This window comes from Vagococcus entomophilus, assembly GCF_003987595.1.
Taxonomy (GTDB): Bacteria; Bacillota; Bacilli; order Lactobacillales; family Vagococcaceae; genus Vagococcus_E; species Vagococcus_E entomophilus.
Map to the genome: position 1 here is coordinate 470,196 of NZ_NGJZ01000002.1, position 18,534 is coordinate 488,729.

The following is an 18,534-nucleotide window of genomic DNA, read 5'->3' on the forward strand; positions in this document are numbered from 1 at the left end:
CATGCAACCAATGCAGCTAAATCTAAAAAATTTTGGACCTTATAAAGAAGCCAACATTGATTTTCGTCAGTTTGAAGATAGGGGCTTGTTTTTAATTAGTGGGAAAACAGGTTCGGGAAAAACCACGATCTTTGATGCGATGTGCTACGCCCTTTACGGTGTAACCTCAGGTGGATTGCGTCAAGGGAAAGAGATGCGGTCCAATTTTGCGGAGCCGAGTACTCCAACAGAGGTTTCTTTTCGCTTTCAACATAACCAGTCTATTTATCAACTTTTCCGCATGCCCGAACAGACCTTACAAAAAAAACGTGGGGAAGGGACTAGAGAGCAACCTGCCAAAGTTGTATTAACTATTTATGACTTACAAGGGATAGAAAAAGAGGAATTCAAAAAGCAAAAAGAAATACAAGCGTATATTGAGTCACTCTTGCATTTAAATGCTGCTCAGTTTTGTCAGATTGTTTTACTTCCACAAGGGGAATTTCGGCGCTTTTTAAATGCAAATAGTAATGAAAAAGAAACTGTTCTTAGAAAGTTGTTTGCAACAGACATTTACCGAGAATTTGCCTTCCAAATCAAAGAAAGAAAAAAAATACAGCAAGCATCTCTAGCCGAAGAAGAAAAAAGTATTGAATTACTGCTAAAACAAGCAAATTGGCATGAACGTTATCAAAAACAAGTGAGTGAAACCCAAAATGTAGAAGCGATTGTTGCCTATCTTTTGGAGCAACAAAATTTTTACCACGACCAAATCAAGTTGCAAAATAAGCAAGTGGAAACTAAGCGAAAAGAATATGATGTCTTGATGGATCAACTTCAAAAAGAACAAGTTTTGTTAGGTTATTATGCAGAACATGAAAAGCTCCAAGAAAAACAGCGTGTTCAAAAGATGCAGCAAACGGCCATGCAAAAATTACAGGATGAGATTGCTCAAATCAAGTGGTCTATTGAACATCAAGAGACATTTCTTAGGCTTACGGAAGTGCGAAAAGAATTGCTTGATGCCCAAAAAGAGTGTTCGGCAAGGCAACAAATGCTAAAAGAGGCGCAGGAAGAAAAGCGACTATTTCAAGAAAAAGTTACACATATTTCACAGCAAGAAAAAAAATATCAGGCTAAACGTGAACAAGTAGTCCAGATGGAACAGCTTTTGCCTCTTATCGGTAAGATTGATGAGCAGAGTCAGATGAAAACATACTACGAGGAACAACTTAAAGTGCAAACTGCGGCCTATGAAAATTGTCAAAAAAAAATCGATGAACAAGCATTCCAACTGCAACAACTAGCGCAACTAATCCAAAAAGAGCCACAGTTATTAAAGCAACAAAATCAATTAGAACGCTCTATTGAAAGAGTCCAAGGACTGATCGAACAGAGTCAAAAAGGTGCCAAACTTTTTGAAGCAGGCAATGAGCTACAACAATCAGTGGAGGAAAAGCAGTTTGAGTCGATTCAATTGGAACAACTAGTTACGCTCAAGGAAGCAGAGTATGCACAGTTGAAAAGTGACTGGGCAAGCGCCCAAATCGCGCGTCTGAGTTTGGATTTATTAGAAGGGGAGCCTTGTCCTGTGTGTGGTTCAACGGAACATCCCAAGCCCCATTTTCAGTCAGCTGCTGTTTCAAAAGAAGTGTTAGCGAAATTGGAACAAGATTACGCAAGAGTAGAAGATGAGCGTATGCAGTTGTTAGAAAAATGGATGCAATCTAAGCAACAGCTTGCTTCTAATCAAGAAAAATTGCGAATCAACCAAAAAGAATATGCCAAAGAAAAGGATAAAGTCATCGTGCGTCTAGCGGACTTTAGAGAATCCAACACTCACATAGTGATGCCTGATTCTTTTTCGGAGTCAAAATCAGCTTGGAAAGAATTTCTAGACTGTCTTAACAAGCAAAAACAAATAGTAGAACGAGAGCAACAAGATACTTTAGCAACACTAATCGAAATTGAAAAGAAACAAGCCGAGTATACAAGCAATGCAGAGCAAAATAAACTGGCTATTCAAGATCTAGAGGGATTAAAAGCAACGCTAGCAGAAACGAAACAGCAATTAGGACAGTTTGCTTCAAGTTTGGACAGTTTAAAGCAACAACTACCGACTAAATGGCAAGGAATTAATTTTGCTGAAAAAATTGAAGCAAATAAAAAGGCGATTAGACAATATGAAACGGACAAGAAGGCAACAGAAGTAGCGTATCAAAACAGTGCCAATGTCGTCTTGCGTTTTCAAACCGAAAGTAAAAGCAAAGATACGTATAAAGCACAAACAGAACAACAGCTTGTCCGCCTGTCCGAACGCTTTGCCAAAGTTTTATCCGAACAATCTGCTACGCTAACCGAAAAGGATTTTGAGGAACTATATCAGAAAAAAAATCGACTACCTGAATGGAGTCAACAACTCGAAACGTACCAAACGGAGCAACAGAGGATCCAGCTCGAGGCTAAGAGTTTGGAGCATAAAATTGCTGGCCGACAAAAACCGGAAATTGTCGAACTAGAGCAAAGAATTGCACGCGAAAAAGAGGCGTTAAATCCGTTAGAAAAAGCTGTGCTAATCCTTGAACAAACCGTTGCCCAAAATCAAAGGATCTACCAAAGTATTGTAGAAAAACGGACACAAATTAAACGACAATGGCAGATATTGGCAGAGTTAAATCAGTTATCAGAAGTTGTAAGTGGAGATGGAACACAAAGTAAATTGAGTTTGGAACGTTTTGTGCTTCAAAGTTATATGGAAGAAGTATTACGCGTTGCGAACGGCTACTTTATGAATTTGAGCAATCAACGCTATAGTTTTGAATTAAATGTCCAAGATGGCTCCTATAAAAGTCAAACAGGTTTAGCTATTAATGTGTATGATGATAATGTAGGGGAAGTTAGAAGTGTGAATACCTTATCAGGAGGGGAAAGCTTTATTGCGGCGTTAGCACTTTCTCTTTCCTTAGCTGAGGTAGTACAACAACAATCTGGTGGTGTGACAATTGATACCTTGTTTATCGATGAGGGGTTTGGCTCATTAGATGAAGAGTCCTTAGAGATGGCAATGGAAGCGTTGGAACAAATCCAAAGTCAAGGTCGTATGATTGGCATTATCAGTCATGTCAAAGAACTGAAAGAACGAATTCCTCAGCAACTGAAAGTAAAAACGAAAGGAACCGGGCAGAGTGTGATTGCTTATCAGACTGAATTTGAGTAAAAGTGGGTGGAAAAATGAAGTGGTCAATTCCAGAAAGAATTATTGATCGTGGTCGTAATTATGTGAACGAAAATCGTGTGGTAAAAATTACACAAAATGTAGAACAACAAATTTGGTATGCGGATGTCTTAGGATCTGAGGTCTATCATGTTGAATTAGACGGGACAACCAAGGAAGCAGATATTTGCACCTGTCCGTACTGGCAAGAACATGGCTACTGTAAGCATACTGTAGCTACAGAGCTTGCGCTAAGGAAGAATGGCTTATCAAGGGTGATGCAACAAAATCCTCAGCTTAAAACAACGCACCAGCCTCCTAGTTTAGCCAATATTTTTACAGATACATTTGTTCATTTGCAAGAAGACTTGCATACCCAAATGCTAAAAAAACAAGCACTACAAATAGAAGTTAGTATCGAGAATATTGATATTTCAAACTATTATCCAGAAAAAGCATTTTTAGGATTGAACTTGAAAATTGGTTGGGTAAATGAGCGGACTTATGTAATCAAAAATGTAACAGAATTTTTTTCTGTTTTGGAAAAAGAAGAAGCTTATAAAGTCAATAGTCAGCATGTTTTTTACCTGCAGTCACAAAATTTCACAGACAGGGATCGGTTACGATTACAGCAATATGCGCAAATTCATCGTGACAACCAAACCCTATTATCCAATACGGGACAAGTGAAAGAGAAATTCACACAGCGATTTGTATTGTTACCGATGGGGCAGGCTAAAGAGGTCATAGAAAGTTTGATGGAAAATGAGGGGTGCAAACTACATATTGACAAAACAACCATTGAGCTCAATCATTTCAGAGCAGAGCTTCCAGACCTTGAATTTATCGTATCTGAAACTGAGGATGGTGCAAGGTTATCAGTTCATCACTTGCCTGTGAAATACTTCGAGAGTTATGGTTGGTTAGTTTACGAAAAGAAGATTATTGAGTTGACGCAAGTACAGCAAAAAGTGTATGTGGCACTCATGCAATTATTAAAAAGAACCGAAACTCCAGAATTTTTTTACCCTGAAAAACAATTAGCCGATCTTTTTGCATATGTACTACCAACACTTGAAAAAATTGGAACGGTCACGGTAGAAGACTCCGTACAATCAGAAATGATTCATGCTCCACTTGAGGTAAGCTTGACATTCATGAAACAAGAAAAACAGCTGCTGCTTCGCGTTGACTTTCATTATCAAGATTGTACTTTTTCAACGGACAAAGCCTATACAACAAAGAACGAAAAGTCTAACTATATTGTTCGCAACCAAAAAGAAGAAGACCGAGTGGTTCAACTAATAAAACAATATGGCTATCAGAAAAAGACAGTAGGATTTGCAAAAAGCCTTCCACTTCATGCAGAGCTGTTTGCCTTTTTTAAAGAAGAAATCCCTTTTTGGAAAACAATTGCGACAGTTGAAGTCGAGGATGACTTAGCGGTTCTTTATTTAGATGCGATGCAGCATCAACCGAAAGTTCAAGTGATAGAAAAAGATTCATGGCTAGATGTTCGTTTTGACGTATCAGATATCGCGGAAGATGAAATTGATGCTATTATGGCAAGCTTATTGCGTAAAGAAAAATTCCATCAACTGAAAAATGGACAGTTGCTCTCTTTAGATTCAGAAGAATTTCGACAAACAAGTCAGGCGTTAGCCAAATTACGTCGGCATCTTCAAGTAAACAAAGGGCATTTTGAAGTGCCTAAGTATAACAGTCTTCAAGTAAATGAAGCGTTCCAAGCTGTTTCAGACAGTGATTTTAGTCAAGAGTTTGACCAAATGGTGCAAGATATCACGCATCCAGAAAATTATCAAACCACCTTACCCGAAACGTTAGATGCAACACTTCGACCTTATCAAGAAGCGGGTTTTCGCTGGTTAAAAATGCTTAGTAGTTATGGATTTGGGGGCATATTAGCGGACGACATGGGGTTAGGAAAAACGGTTCAAACGATTGCGTATATTCTTTCTGAAAAAGAAAACAGCGTTAAAACAAGACCAACTGTTATTGTTGCGCCTGCAAGTCTGGTTTACAATTGGCAAGTAGAATGTCAGAAATTTGCACCATCGCTTCAAACCGAAGTGGTCATTGGGAACAAACAAAAAAGAAAAGAATTGCTTTCTAATTACGAAGAAAAAGATGTATGGATTACTTCTTACTCAACGATTCGTCAAGATATTGAATTGTATCAAGACAAACAAGTACATTGCTTAATCCTAGATGAAGCGCAGATGATCAAGAATGTTGCAACCAAAACCTTTCAGTCTTTAAAACAATTGAAAAGTACCCATCGCTTTGCGCTTAGTGGAACACCTATTGAGAATAATATTGAAGAATTATGGGCGCTGTTTCAAATGCTTATGCCAGGTTTTTTCCCTCCAATGAAAAAGTTTAAAGTTTTATCATTAGAACAAATTGCTAAAATGATCCAACCATTTGTATTACGAAGAGAAAAAGTAGATGTTTTGAAAGACTTACCTGAAAAAATAGAAACCAACTTATACAGTTCGTTAACTGAGGAACAAAAGAAAGTCTATCTTGCTTACCTAAAACAAATGCAACAAACACTAAATGGTATGAGTCATGATGAATTTAAACGCAATCGCCTATCGATACTGGCTGGTTTGACTAGGCTTAGACAGATCTGTTGCGATCCTCACTTGTTTGTTGAGGACTATCAAGGCGACTCTGGTAAATTAGAGCAACTAAAAGAGATGATTCAAGTAGCCAAACAAAACAAGCGAAGAGTCTTGATTTTTTCACAATTTACGAGTATGTTATCTCGGATTGAAACGGAGCTGGAAAAATTAGGGCTAAGTAGTTTTTATTTACGGGGAAGCACCAAACCAAAAGACCGGATGGATATGGTAGAGGCGTTTAATGCGGGTGAAAAAGATATTTTCTTAATTTCACTAAAAGCTGGTGGTACGGGACTCAACTTGACTGGAGCAGATACGGTTATTCTTTATGATCTTTGGTGGAATCCAGCAGTTGAAGAACAAGCAACTGGAAGAGCGCACCGTATTGGACAAAAGAAAGTTGTGGAAGTCTGGCGCATGATTGCAGAAGGAACGATTGAAGAAAAAATGTATCAACTACAAAATGAAAAGAGAGCTCTCTTTAAAAAAATTATGAATGCAGAAGAAGAGCAAGCCCTTGCCAACTTGACTGAATCTGATATTCGTGAAATTTTCCAAATGGGAAATGAGTAGTTTTTTAAGTATCACCGGAGCAAATAAAGGAGAGTATGAAAAAGAAAAAGGTTCAGGAGAACACGATTTTTAAGCACTAAAAAATAAATTAAAGTTTAAGTGGGGAAATAAGTAATAATCGGATAGTGAGTAGTAACAGTCTTTTAATAGTTAATCAAATAGAAAGAGTAGTCTTTATCTTCTATTTTAAAGTAGCAATACTCCTATGTGAGGGAAGGCTAAAATTTTTTATCAAAACCAAATAATCCTTTTGATACTTGTTCTTTTTTATCGACATAAAGTAACACCTCCGTTGTTCTTCTTTTGGAGAAGAATATAACGGAGGTGTTTTTGTCGTTAGCTTGATTTGTTTTTAAGTTCTATGGATAGTGGGTTTGTGAGAATTAATGGATAAAATCAAACCAGTAGAAAGACCTAACAGAGCAGGAATCACCCAATTCATACCTAAACTAGAAAAGGGAAATAGCTGATCGAAAAATTGTGTGAGCCTGAATACTTCAGGTTGCTTGCTGATGATAGGAGGCAACGTTTTTAGCCCTTCTATCAAGGCAGGAATGAGTGTGAAAATGGTAGTCATCACATACACGATCCGTTGATGGTTAAACAATGGAGAAAACAGTGCGAGAAAAATCAAAGTAATCGCAAGTGGATACAAAAACATCAACATCGGTAGTGAAATTTGAATTAATTCTGTTAAGCCAAAGTTTGCCACACAGACGCTAAATAGACTAATGCCCACAACAAGTAGCTTGTAAGGTATTTTGGGGAATAGTTGATGAAAGGTTTCACCACAAGCAGTGATAAGGCCAATCGCTGTCTTTAAACAAGCAAGCGTGACAATTACCGCTAATAAAATACTACCAGCTGAACCAAAATAGTAATGAGCGATTTGAGCGAGGGCGATCCCCCCATTTTTAGAAACCGCAAATTGTTGGCTACTAAATGTTCCAATATAGGCCAAACTTCCGTAAATAATACTCATTAATATGAGCGTAATAATGCCGGACTTGAAAGTGTCTACAGCAATCTGTTTGGGTTTTTCTACACCAAGATCTTTTAATGCTTGAATCACAATGATTCCAAATGCCAAAGAAGCAAGTGCATCCATTGTGTTATATCCTTCTGTAAAGCCAGTTAGAAAAGGATGTGTCCCATAATCACCAATAGGAGTAATGTTGTGAACAGTCCCCATCGGTATTAGAAAGGCTTTTCCAATTAGAAGGGCAAGGAAGACTAAGAAAAGCGGATTTAAAATTTTCCCAATCCAAACCATAATTTTTCCTGGATATAGAGAAAATATTAACGCAACAATAAAAAATAAAGCAGTAAAAAGAAAAAGTGCCTGTTGTGGATGAGTTGCATAATTTGAAAAACTAATCTCAAAAGACACAGTAGCGGTCCTAGGTAAGGCAAAGAAAGGTCCGATTGTTAGATACAACAGCAACGTAAAGACAGTCCCATATAATGGATGGATGCGACTCGCTAGATCGTGAAGACCTTGACTTTTAGAAAAACCAATCGCAATCACCCCAAGAAATGGCAGCCCTACACCAGTGACCAAAAAACCAAGTGTTGCAAGGGCAACATGACTGCCTGCTTCTTGTCCCATGTGAACAGGGAAAATTAAATTTCCTGCTCCAAAAAATAAACCGAATAACATAGAGCCTAAAGCAAGATAGTTTCCTAGAGATATTTTTTTTGTCATAAGTACCTCCTATTTTTATTATTCTACTATATAAATGAAAAGAAGTTAATTGTTTTTTTTTTTTGCACTTGCATGAACTATTTTATCAGTGTATAATGACACAGTGTCATGTGACGATGTGTCATGTTGGGGAGGGAGGAAGAAAATGCCAACAAAAACTTACTTTGGCTTACCAAAAGAAAAGCAACAACGTTTGTTAGATGCTGCAAAAGAGGAATTCACACGTGCTTCCATTCAAGAAGCATCCATTGCGAATATTGTGAAATTAGCTGGAATTCCAAGAGGAAGCTTTTATCAATATTTTGAAGATAAGGAAGATTTATACTTTTACTTATTTTCTGAGCTAAAAAGAAGTAGCAGTCAAACATTAGAAAAAATTTTAAAAGAAGCAGATGGAGACTTATTTGTTGCGATGGAAACTTATTTTTCTTTTTTTATTCAAGCATTATTTTTTGGAGAAAATGCAGGATTTTATAAGAACTTTTTTGTACATATGGATTATCGTAGCAGTAACCGATTATCGCCTGAAATGGTAGAAAAAAGAGAGCATATTCACCGCAAGCATCGCAAAGAACATCATTTGAAGAATCAAGTCGTGATTGACTTGGTAGATAAGAGTAAATTAACCATTTCGGATAATGAAGAAGTTAAAATGCTGTTTCGTTTACTGGTATCTTTTATGTTTGCAACGGTTAACCATGCGTATAAGGATAAAGAACGGGGCAAAGAACCCGATATTGAAGAATTAAAAGAAGAGTTTTCTAAAAAAATAAATTGGCTGAAATATGGAGTCTATCAATCTAAAACAGAAAAGAGTGAAGAATAAATGATAAAAATGGTCAAAAAGATGTCCAAATTAGCCATTTTTATGGCATTGGGGTTTATGATTATACAAGTCATTAGTGACTTGTATTTGCCCACACTGACGTCCAATATCATCAACAAAGGAGTTGTCAAAGGTGATATTGACTACATTTGGCAAATTGGTTTTGTCATGATGGGTTTTTCCTTATTGAGTATTATTGCTGCAATTGGGAACACTTTTTTTGCTTCTAGAGAGGCACAAAAACTAGGGAAAAAGTTACGTTCTGAGATTTATAAAAAAGTAGAGTACGCATCCAATGATCAATTTGATAAAATTGGCACGGCTTCTCTGATTACAAGAACGACAAACGATGTCAACCAAATCCAAATGGTAACCCAAATGGGACTTAGACTGATGATTAATGCCCCGATAACTTTAGTAGGTGCAAGTTTTATGGCGTATCATAAAGATCCTAAGCTGACACAGGTATTCTTAGTTGTCATTCCATTAATGGCTATTTTTGTTGGTGGGATCATGTATTTTGCTGTGCCGTTATTTAAAAGCATGCAAAAGAAAACCGATCATTTAAATCTTGTATTCCGTGAAGGGTTAACAGGGGTGCGTGTTGTTCGTGCATTTAATCGTTCAAAATATGAAGAAAAACGCTTTGATGGGGCGAATCAAGACTACACGAATACTGCGATTAAGGTAAATACGATTGTTTCCTTTATGATCCCAATTGTCACGCTAATCATGAGCGGAACCAATGTGGCGATTGTATGGTTTGGTGGACATTATATCTCCACTGGGGATCTAGAAGTTGGGAATTTGATTGCATTTATGACGTATGCGATGCAAATTCTGATGAGCTTTATGATGTTAACGATGATTTTTGTATTTATTCCACGTGCACAAGCTTCTGCGGTGCGGATCAATGAAGTTTTAGACATGAAAGAAACAGTAGCAGATCCGATACACACACAATCAAATGACACAACTAAAGCAGCAAGTCTTGTTTTTGAGCAGGTTCATTACCGGTACGAAGGTGCTGAGAATTTAGCTTTAGAAAAAATTGACTTTCAGGCTAAAAGAGGTCAAACGGTTGCGATTATTGGTGGAACGGGTTCGGGTAAGTCAACGTTAGTGAATTTAATCCCACGTTTCTATGATGTAGAAAGCGGTAGTGTACGCGTGAATGATGCTGATGTAAGAGAACTAAAAAAACATAATCTGCGCCAGCAAATAGGATTGGTTCCTCAAAAAGCAGTGTTATTTACAGGAACCATTCGAGAAAATATGTGTTATGGCAAACCAGATGCCACAGATGAAGAAATCTGGAAGGCGTTAGAAATTGCCCAGGCAAAAGAATTTGTTTCTGGATTAGCAGAAGGGTTAGATAGCCACGTAGAGCAAGGGGGAGGCAACTTTTCTGGTGGGCAGCGTCAGCGCCTGTGTATTGCGCGTGCTTTAATCAAGCCAGCAGAAATCTATGCTTTTGATGATTCATTTTCAGCACTTGACTTTAAAACGGATGCAGCGTTGAGAAAAGCGTTACAAGAAAATGTCACAGAGTCCATTGTGGTGATTGTGGCACAAAGAATCAGTACAGTCGTAGATGCAGATATTATCTTGGTATTAGATGAAGGAAAATTGGTAGGAAAAGGAACCCACCAAGAGTTGAAAGAAACGTGTGCAACGTATCAAGAAATCATTTCTTCACAACTAAGAGAGGAGGAGATTGCATGAGCAAACAAATGACACCAAAAGGACCAAGACCTGGAGGCCATGGTGGTGGACCTGGTGCAGCTTTGGGTAGAAAAGGTGAGAAACCTAAAAATTTAGGAAAAACCACCAAACGTTTGTTAAAATATATGTCTTCTAAAGTTTATTTAATTGTGCTCGTTTTTTTACTTGCAATTGCATCAACTATTTTTCAAATCGGAGCGCCGAAGATTTTAGGTAAAGCCACAACAGAAGTTTTTAAGGGCGTTCAGGCGGGATATGCGCAAATCAAACAAGGTGCCCATCTGGATAAATTGCCAATTGATTTTGATAAAGTGGCACAGATTCTCTTTGTTGTGATTGCGATGTATTTATGTTCAGCAGTTTTTAGTTTCTTACAGCAATTTATTATGACAAGAGTTTCACAACGTACCGTATATCAGTTACGAAAAGATTTGAAAGAAAAAATGTCGGTTGTCCCGATTCATTATTATGATACCCACAATAATGGTGATATTTTATCTCGTGCGATTAATGACATGGATAATATTGCCAGTACGTTGCAACAAAGCTTGACGCAGTTTGTGACAAGTATCGTGACCTTTGTTGGTGTGCTGATTATGATGTTAACCATTAGTTGGCAACTAACATTAGTCGCTTTGTGTACAGTACCGCTTAGTTTGGTCGTAGTCATGATTGTGGCACCAAAGTCGCAAAAATATTTTTCAAAGCAACAAAAAAGCTTAGGCTTACTGAATAACCAAGTAGAGGAAACCTATGGTGGGCACGTCGTGGTGAAAAGTTTTAATCATGAACAAGAAGCAATTGCAATTTTTGAAGAGCAAAACGAAGAATTGTACCAGTCAGGCTGGAAAGCACAATTCATCTCGGCAATGATTATGCCATTGATGAACTTTGTTAAAAATTTAGGATACGTGTTTATTGCTGTATTGGGTGGAATCAAGGTCGCAAATGGGAATATGAGTATTGGGGATGTACAGGCTTTCTTACAGTACACCAATCAATTTTCACAACCGATTACCCAAATTGCTAATTTAATTAATACAATCCAATCTACTATTGCTTCAGCAGAGCGTGTGTTTGAAGTCTTAGACGAGCAGATCATGCTAGATGAACCTTCTGGATATCCTGAGGAAAAAGGAACAGATAATAAGATTGCTTTTGAATCTGTTCAGTTTGGTTATAGCCCAGAAAAATTACTCATGACGGACTTTAGTTTAGAAGTTAAAAAAGGCCAAATGGTTGCTATTGTGGGGCCAACTGGTGCGGGGAAAACTACGCTGATCAACTTACTAGAACGTTTTTATGATGTCAGCGGCGGAAGTATCAAGCTAGACGGAAAAGATACCCGCGATTTGTCACGTGAGGCCTTACGTGGACATTTTTCAATGGTACTTCAAGATACATGGTTATTTACAGGTTCGATTTATGACAATATTCATTATGGCAATGAACATGCGACAAAAGAGCAAGTCTATGAAGCAGCTAAAGCCGCACACGCAGATGAATTTATTCGTCGCTTACCAGAAGGGTACGATACAGTATTAAACGAAGAAGCTTCTAATATTTCACAAGGGCAAAGACAATTAGTAACCATAGCCCGTGCGTTTCTAGCAAATCCTGAAATTTTGATTTTGGATGAAGCCACTTCAAGTGTAGACACACGGACAGAAATCTTAATCCAAAAAGCAATGAATCGCTTACTGGAACGCAGAACGAGTTTTGTAGTCGCTCATCGATTATCTACAATTCGAGATGCGGACAATATTATTGTGATGAACAATGGTTCGATTATGGAAACGGGAACGCATGATGTATTGATGGCCAAGAATGGTTTTTATGCTGACCTATATAATAGTCAATTTAGTGGAAATATTGCGATTTAACTAAAGGAAAAAAGTTTGAATAAAGACTTTCTCAAAAAGTGTAGACAATTTTTTGAGAAAGTCTTTTATTAATTGCTTTACTATTTTGCTTTACAAGATAGTGAGCCTATGTTATATTATCTTCAAGAGATTCATTTTTTTTAGTTCAGTATCTTGTATAACAAGACAGAGGAGGGGAAAATGGAAAAAACACAGATGTTGAAAGGAATATTGGAAGGAGCCATTTTAGCTATCCTCACAAAAGAAGAAATTTATGGGTACGAGATGGTCAAAAGATTAGAGGCTTACGGGTTGAACTCTGTTAGTGATGGCAGTATCTATCCCGTGTTACTCAAGCTACAAAAGCAAGGACATATAGAAGGGATAAAAAAGAAATCAAGCGAAGGTCCCACTAGAAAATATTACTATTTAACGGATCAAGGGAAAAAAGAGCTCACTCATTTTAAAAAACAGTGGCAGGAATTAGCTGCGGGAGTCAATCATTTGTTAGAAGAATAAAACAGGAAAGGTTGTTTTGTATGAACGTAACAGAATTAATAAAACAAAATAATGAATATCGGGAAAAGCTAAGTGAACCAAGTAAAAAATACTATGAAGAAATCTTAGTATATATGCGTACGGCATCTGGCAAAAATGAGCTGGCTATAGAAGAAACCCTGATGGAAATTTTACAAGATATTTTAGAAGCACAGAAGTCAGGTCAAACAGCAGAAGAATATTTTGGTAAAAATCCAAAAAAACTTTGCGATGACATGATTGAAGAGCTACCTCCAGAACAAGGGGTGAAACAAGTCGGCTTTACTATGTCCATTTTGATTTTATTGTTCCAATATATGAATTACGCAGAGATGTTCGATCCGATAATCCACTTGACATTTTTTAAAACTATCGTCCCTATTGTGCTGAGTATTGTTGTAGTTATCTCAATTTTCGCAGCTATTCGGCAAGAGGCATTTTCTAAAAAGAAAGCAAAAATATTATTTTTCCTAGCCGCAATAGCCTACTTAGGAGTAATGATTTTCCCAATCTTAGATCGACAATTTGGACCTTTTGGACCTGAACTTCTTATCAGTGGTAGAAGTTATGCGCTAGGTTTCTTAATTCTCAGTGTTATTTGTATTTATTTAAACTGGAAAGTGAATGAATTTAAAACCGGGGTTCTGATGAGTACGTTATTTGCAATTATAGCGGCGATGATTGCGCTTGGTGCGATTCAACCTGTATTGTGGTCCAAAGGAGTATTGGTCGGGATTACCTTAGCTATTTATGCGTTATTTATCGTGAGTTCACTTGTTGAATTTAGAAAGAAAAAATAAAAAGAGTGTGACAGAAGTGTATAACTTCTGAGAAATAAGCAGAAATTCACGAAAGTTCTCTTGAGATTTTTATTGAGTTTATCTTATTTTTGCAGGGGGTTTTGCTACTTCCAGCGCTTACTCGGATAATAAGAGCCTGAAACGTAACTTTTGAGTTATGTCTTAGGCTTTTATTTTTTAAAGTTTAATCAATATCGAAAAAAATAATTGCGCATTTTTATAGAAAGCATACAATAAAGAAAAGAACGGTAAAAAGAGGAGAGAGCCTATGTATACTAAGACCAAAAAGTTTATTGATTGTTTGCAGCATGAAGGGATTTTTCCAGGAGCCAGTTTTGCTTTTATCCAAAATAATCAGATAGAGCAACATACTCAAGGGTATGCACAAATCATGCCACAAAAAGTTCCATTAGAAAAAGAGATGTTATTTGATGTAGCCTCTTTGACCAAAGTGATTTGTACGACAACTATGATACTAAAATTAGTAGAATTAGGCAAAATCAATATCGAAAATCCGTTACATCAATACTTACCAGAGTTTAAAGATACGAGCATTACGATTCGCCAGCTGTTAACGCATACCTCAGACATCCAGTCCTACATTCCCAACCGTGACGCGCTATCTGCTCATGAGCTGAAAAAGGCGATGCTTGCTCTTCCGGCTGGAAAGCAAATGGATAAACAGGTTGTATACACAGATACAGGGATGATTTTGCTTGGTTTTTTACTTGAGAAAATCTATCAAAAGCCACTACAAACTATTTTTAAAGAAGAAGTGTTAGACGGTATTGGGATGAATCAGAGTGGCTTTGGACCAATCAATGCAAAAAAATGTGTGGCGACTGAAAATCATCCGCTTAGAGGCGTAATTAGAGGAGAAGTTCATGATCCAAAAGCATATACTTTAGGTGTTCATTGTGGAAGTGCAGGTCTTTTTACGACGTTAAAAGATATGATTTCTTTTGTAAATGTCTATCTAGGTGAAGGAAAGACAAAAACTGGAAGGGAATTTTTAAAATCAAGCACAATCAAAAGTTTGGCAACAGACTGGACCACTAGTGGTAATTTAGGCAGATCTCTTGGTTGGTCATTGCTAGATAATCCAGTAGGCAAACGACCACTCCTCTATCATTCTGGCTACACGGGAACGTTTGTCATTATTGATTGTCTACAAAAGTCGAGTTTTATTTTCTTATCTAACCGAGTTCATCCAGTAGATCAAAGAGCGAAGTATTTGAAAAAACGTAATCAATTAATAGATGTCTATTTAAATGAAAAATTGTTTTATAGTCAAGCTTAAGGGATTTTTGGTATAATAAACGGTGTTAAAAAGCAAGGGGAGGAATTGAAATGAATGAACCACTATTTTTAAAGCCAGTATTTCAAGAAAAAATCTGGGGAGGGCAAAAATTAAAAACGGTTTTTGACTATCAAATTCCAAGCAAACCGATTGGAGAGTGTTGGGCGATAAGTGCTCATCCACATGGAACATGCATGATTGAAAATGGTGAGTATAAAGGACAAAAATTAGATGAATTATGGGCAAATCATCCAGAATTATTTGATCAAGTGGGCAAAGGGGTATTTCCACTTCTAACCAAAATATTAGATGCAGAGGATGATTTATCGGTACAAGTTCACCCAGATGATGCTTATGGACTAAAACATGAAGGAGAGCTAGGCAAAACAGAATGTTGGTATATCATTGATGCAGAGCCAGATGCAGAAATTATTTACGGGCATCATGCAAAAAGTAAAGCGGAACTAAAAGAGTGGATTGAAAAGGGAGAATGGGAGCAGTTGCTGCGCCGAATAAAAGTTAAAAAGGGTGAATTTTATTTTGTGCCTAGTGGCACGATACATGCGATTGGAAAAGGTGTAATGATTTTAGAAACACAGCAAAGTAGTGATACTACCTACCGAGTATACGACTATGATCGCACAGATGATACTGGACAAAAAAGAGCATTACATATTAGACAATCAATCGACGTGACAACTGTACCGCACGTCGATCCAATCCTCAATATTCAGGAAGAACGAAAAGGAGATTCAGCCGTTACTTGTTTTATTGAATCCGATTTCTTTAATGTATATGAGTGGTATGTTAATGGGAAACTGGTATTGAAAAAACAAGCACCCTATACGTTGGTGAGTGTATTATCAGGAGTAGGTGTTTTAAAACTTGCAGATGGCAAGCAAAATTACGCCATTGAGAAAGGGGCTCATTTTATTTTGCCAGCAGGAATAAAAGAGTGGCAAATAGAAGGGGAGGTCCAACTGATTGCTTCTGAACCTGGAAGTAAGAATAGATAAAACAGACTAAGCTCAGAGGGGAAAACTGTCGAATGATGAGTGTGGTCACTTTCTTTTTTAGAGCTATAGTGAGTTAATAGAAAAAGAGCCTGAGACGTAACTTAGATGTTACGTCTCAGGCTCTTGCTGTTCGAATAAATACTAGTAACAGAAGCAACTTTTCTAGAAAATAAGATAAAATCTACAAAAATCTCAAGAGGATTTTTTGTAAATTCCTGCTATTTTCTCGGAGTTAAACACTTCTGTTCCAACCTTTTATAGCGAGTTTGGTGGCGTGAAGGCGTCCCCGTATTTTTGTTTGAGCGCAATGGTGAGCAAGCGAATCGCTAAATTTTGATTACGTGCTAAGATTGGTCCATGAAAGTAAGAACAAAAAGTATTCTTATAAATCACTCCCTCGTATCCATCTTCCCCATTATTTCCATTTCCTTGAATGATTTTTCCTAATGGTTTTTCATCATTTCCTGTAAATGTACGGCCGTTGTGATTTTCAAAGCCATAATATTTTTCATCAAATGTTTCGTTATAAATCACAATATCTCCAATAAAACGATGATTATCTTGACTTAAGGTGTAGTGATCTAATGCACCAATACCAGGGATTTTTTCTCCATTTGCACCAATATAGTAGTGCCCAAGCATTTGATAGCCACCACATATAGCGAGCATGACACCCTCTTGCTCGATATACTCTGTGAGTTCTGATTTTTTTGTGAGAATATCCTTTGAAACAATCATCTGCTCGTAGTCTTGACCGCCACCAAAAAAGACGATGTCATATTTTTTTGGATCGAAGGGCTCATAGATACTGACGATTTCAGAATCAAACTGAACCCCCATTTTTTTGGCACAGTACTGAAGCATCAGCATGTTCCCATTATCTCCATAAGTATTGAGCAAGTTCCCATAGAGATGACAGACAGAAAGTGAGAATTGGCTCATGCTACATACCTCCTTTAATGTAATGACGATTTGCGAGTTCTTTTCTTAGTTGTAAAACGGCTGTATAGGTAGCAAGGATATAGACATTTTTTGTTGGTAGTTTTTTGATTTGGTCGATAACACTTGGGATATCTTCTATCTCTAACAGCTTATCTTCAGCAATTCCAGCAACTTTCATGCGTAGCGCCATATCTGTATGACGGTCTCCTCCGACAATCACTTGGGGAATATCCATTTGGGCAAAGGCCTCGTGGTTGCCATCCCAGATCCAACTTACGTCAATACCGTCTGCGTAATTTGCATTAAGTAAACTCACAAGTGAAAGCGGTTGGGGGGCTAAGCCAATCATATCAATTACTTGATTGAGCCCAACAGGGTTTTTTACAAGTACGAGGGTGCATTTTTTGTCATCAATTTGAATAACTTCTTGACGACCAAACACTTTTTCGTCATAGGCCAACCCTGCACGAATTTTTTCAGGAGAGACGCCATAATGTTTAGCAACAGCAGTTGCAGCTAAAGCGTTATAAACATTGTACATTCCGCCAACTTCAATTCCGTATGCCTCATGATCAATGATAAAATGAGCGGAATGATTCGTCATATCGGTCAGCTCAGTCAACTTGTAATCGAGTTCAGGCCGCTTAAAATCACAGTTTGGACAATAATATTTTCCAAGGTTACTATAAGTAATCATTTTATAATGCAAAATGTGTTGACATTTTGGACAAAGTATCCCATCGGTATTATGATGAGCAATAAATTCCCCATCTTTTTGATGATTAAAACCATAATATTTTCTAGGATTAATTGTCGCAACTGAATTGAAAATAGGCGCATCTCCGTTACAGAGAATCGTAGCATCAGGTGCATTTTTCGCCCCATCAACAATCAATTTGTAAGTGGTATAGATTTCTCCATAACGGTCCATTTGATCACGAAATATATTTGTAAATAAGAAAAGTTTCGGCTGAATATATTTTGTTACTTTACTCAGACTGGCTTCATCAATCTCCAAAACTGCAAATTTTCTTTCTCCTTTTTTTCCTTTGGCTTGTAAAAAAGTAGAAACAATTCCTTGCTCCATGTTTGCCCCAGTAGGATTGGTCACAACATTTTCGACTTCTTGTTTTAAAATGTTAACGGTCAAGGCAGTGGTAAGGGTTTTTCCATTTGTACCGGTGACGACCACAACTTCATAATCCTTGGCAAGATGTTGTAATATTTTAGGATCAATTTTTAAAGCAATTTTCCCTGGAAGACTACTGCCTCCTTTTAGAAAAGTGCGTAAGAACCATTGGGAAGATTTCCCAACAGTAACCGCAAATTGACTTCTTAGACTCATCTATACTTCCTCCTGCTTCATTTTATTCAATTTATCATACCACACTATCTAAAAATAATTCA

12 protein-coding genes are annotated in these 18,534 nt (G+C 37.3%); 9 read left to right on the plus strand and 3 right to left on the minus strand.

What is annotated here, in order from left to right; translation table 11 throughout:
- Position 1 precedes the first annotated feature (1 nt).
- Together CBF30_RS08210 and CBF30_RS08215 are read left to right on the plus strand one after the other, a co-directional pair.
- Positions 2-3,196 (plus strand): AAA family ATPase, encoded by a 3,195-nt coding sequence (locus CBF30_RS08210; RefSeq protein WP_126825013.1) that lies wholly within the window; start codon positions 2-4, stop codon positions 3,194-3,196.
- Positions 3,197-3,210: 14 nt separating this feature from the next.
- Positions 3,211-6,414, plus strand: coding sequence for a DEAD/DEAH box helicase (locus CBF30_RS08215; protein ID WP_126825016.1), 3,204 nt, complete (start codon positions 3,211-3,213; stop codon positions 6,412-6,414).
- 352 nt (positions 6,415-6,766) lie between these two features.
- Here CBF30_RS08215 and brnQ read toward each other — a convergent pair whose 3' ends face one another.
- Positions 6,767-8,119, minus strand: coding sequence for a branched-chain amino acid transport system II carrier protein (gene brnQ / locus CBF30_RS08220; protein ID WP_126825018.1), 1,353 nt, complete (start codon positions 8,117-8,119; stop codon positions 6,767-6,769).
- A gap of 145 nt (positions 8,120-8,264) precedes the next feature.
- Here brnQ and CBF30_RS08225 point away from each other — a divergent pair, with 145 nt between their 5' ends.
- The 7 genes from CBF30_RS08225 to manA all read left to right on the plus strand — a co-directional run bounded on the left by CBF30_RS08225 (position 8,265) and on the right by manA (position 16,185).
- Entirely contained in the window at positions 8,265-8,945 is a 681-nt protein-coding gene (locus CBF30_RS08225; RefSeq protein WP_126825021.1) for a TetR/AcrR family transcriptional regulator, read from the plus strand.
- On the plus strand, positions 8,946-10,670 hold the full coding sequence (locus tag CBF30_RS08230; protein WP_126825025.1) for an ABC transporter ATP-binding protein: 1,725 nt from the start codon (positions 8,946-8,948) through the stop codon (positions 10,668-10,670).
- The gene (locus CBF30_RS08235; RefSeq protein WP_126825028.1) at positions 10,667-12,553 is read left to right on the plus strand and encodes an ABC transporter ATP-binding protein; all 1,887 of its coding nucleotides are present in this window, start codon (positions 10,667-10,669) and stop codon (positions 12,551-12,553) included. Before CBF30_RS08230 ends, CBF30_RS08235 begins: the two co-directional genes overlap by 4 nt.
- Before the next feature lie 180 nt (positions 12,554-12,733).
- A complete protein-coding gene (locus tag CBF30_RS08240; protein WP_126825031.1) occupies positions 12,734-13,051 on the plus strand; it encodes a PadR family transcriptional regulator in 318 nt (105 codons plus the stop codon).
- Between the two features lie 20 nt (positions 13,052-13,071).
- Positions 13,072-13,869, plus strand: a complete 798-nt coding sequence (locus CBF30_RS08245) for a DUF1129 domain-containing protein (RefSeq protein ID WP_126825034.1) — start codon at positions 13,072-13,074, stop codon at positions 13,867-13,869.
- 268 nt (positions 13,870-14,137) lie between these two features.
- The gene (locus CBF30_RS08250; protein WP_126825037.1) at positions 14,138-15,169 is read left to right on the plus strand and encodes a serine hydrolase domain-containing protein; all 1,032 of its coding nucleotides are present in this window, start codon (positions 14,138-14,140) and stop codon (positions 15,167-15,169) included.
- A gap of 50 nt (positions 15,170-15,219) precedes the next feature.
- On the plus strand, positions 15,220-16,185 hold the full coding sequence (gene manA, locus CBF30_RS08255; RefSeq protein WP_126825040.1) for a mannose-6-phosphate isomerase, class I: 966 nt from the start codon (positions 15,220-15,222) through the stop codon (positions 16,183-16,185).
- A gap of 255 nt (positions 16,186-16,440) precedes the next feature.
- Here manA and CBF30_RS08260 read toward each other — a convergent pair whose 3' ends face one another.
- Together CBF30_RS08260 and CBF30_RS08265 are read right to left on the minus strand one after the other, a co-directional pair.
- On the minus strand, positions 16,441-17,127 hold the full coding sequence (locus CBF30_RS08260; protein ID WP_126825043.1) for a type 1 glutamine amidotransferase: 687 nt from the start codon (positions 17,125-17,127) through the stop codon (positions 16,441-16,443).
- Position 17,128: 1 nt separating this feature from the next.
- Positions 17,129-18,472 (minus strand): Mur ligase family protein, encoded by a 1,344-nt coding sequence (locus tag CBF30_RS08265; RefSeq protein ID WP_126825046.1) that lies wholly within the window; start codon positions 18,470-18,472, stop codon positions 17,129-17,131.
- Positions 18,473-18,534 lie beyond the last annotated feature (62 nt).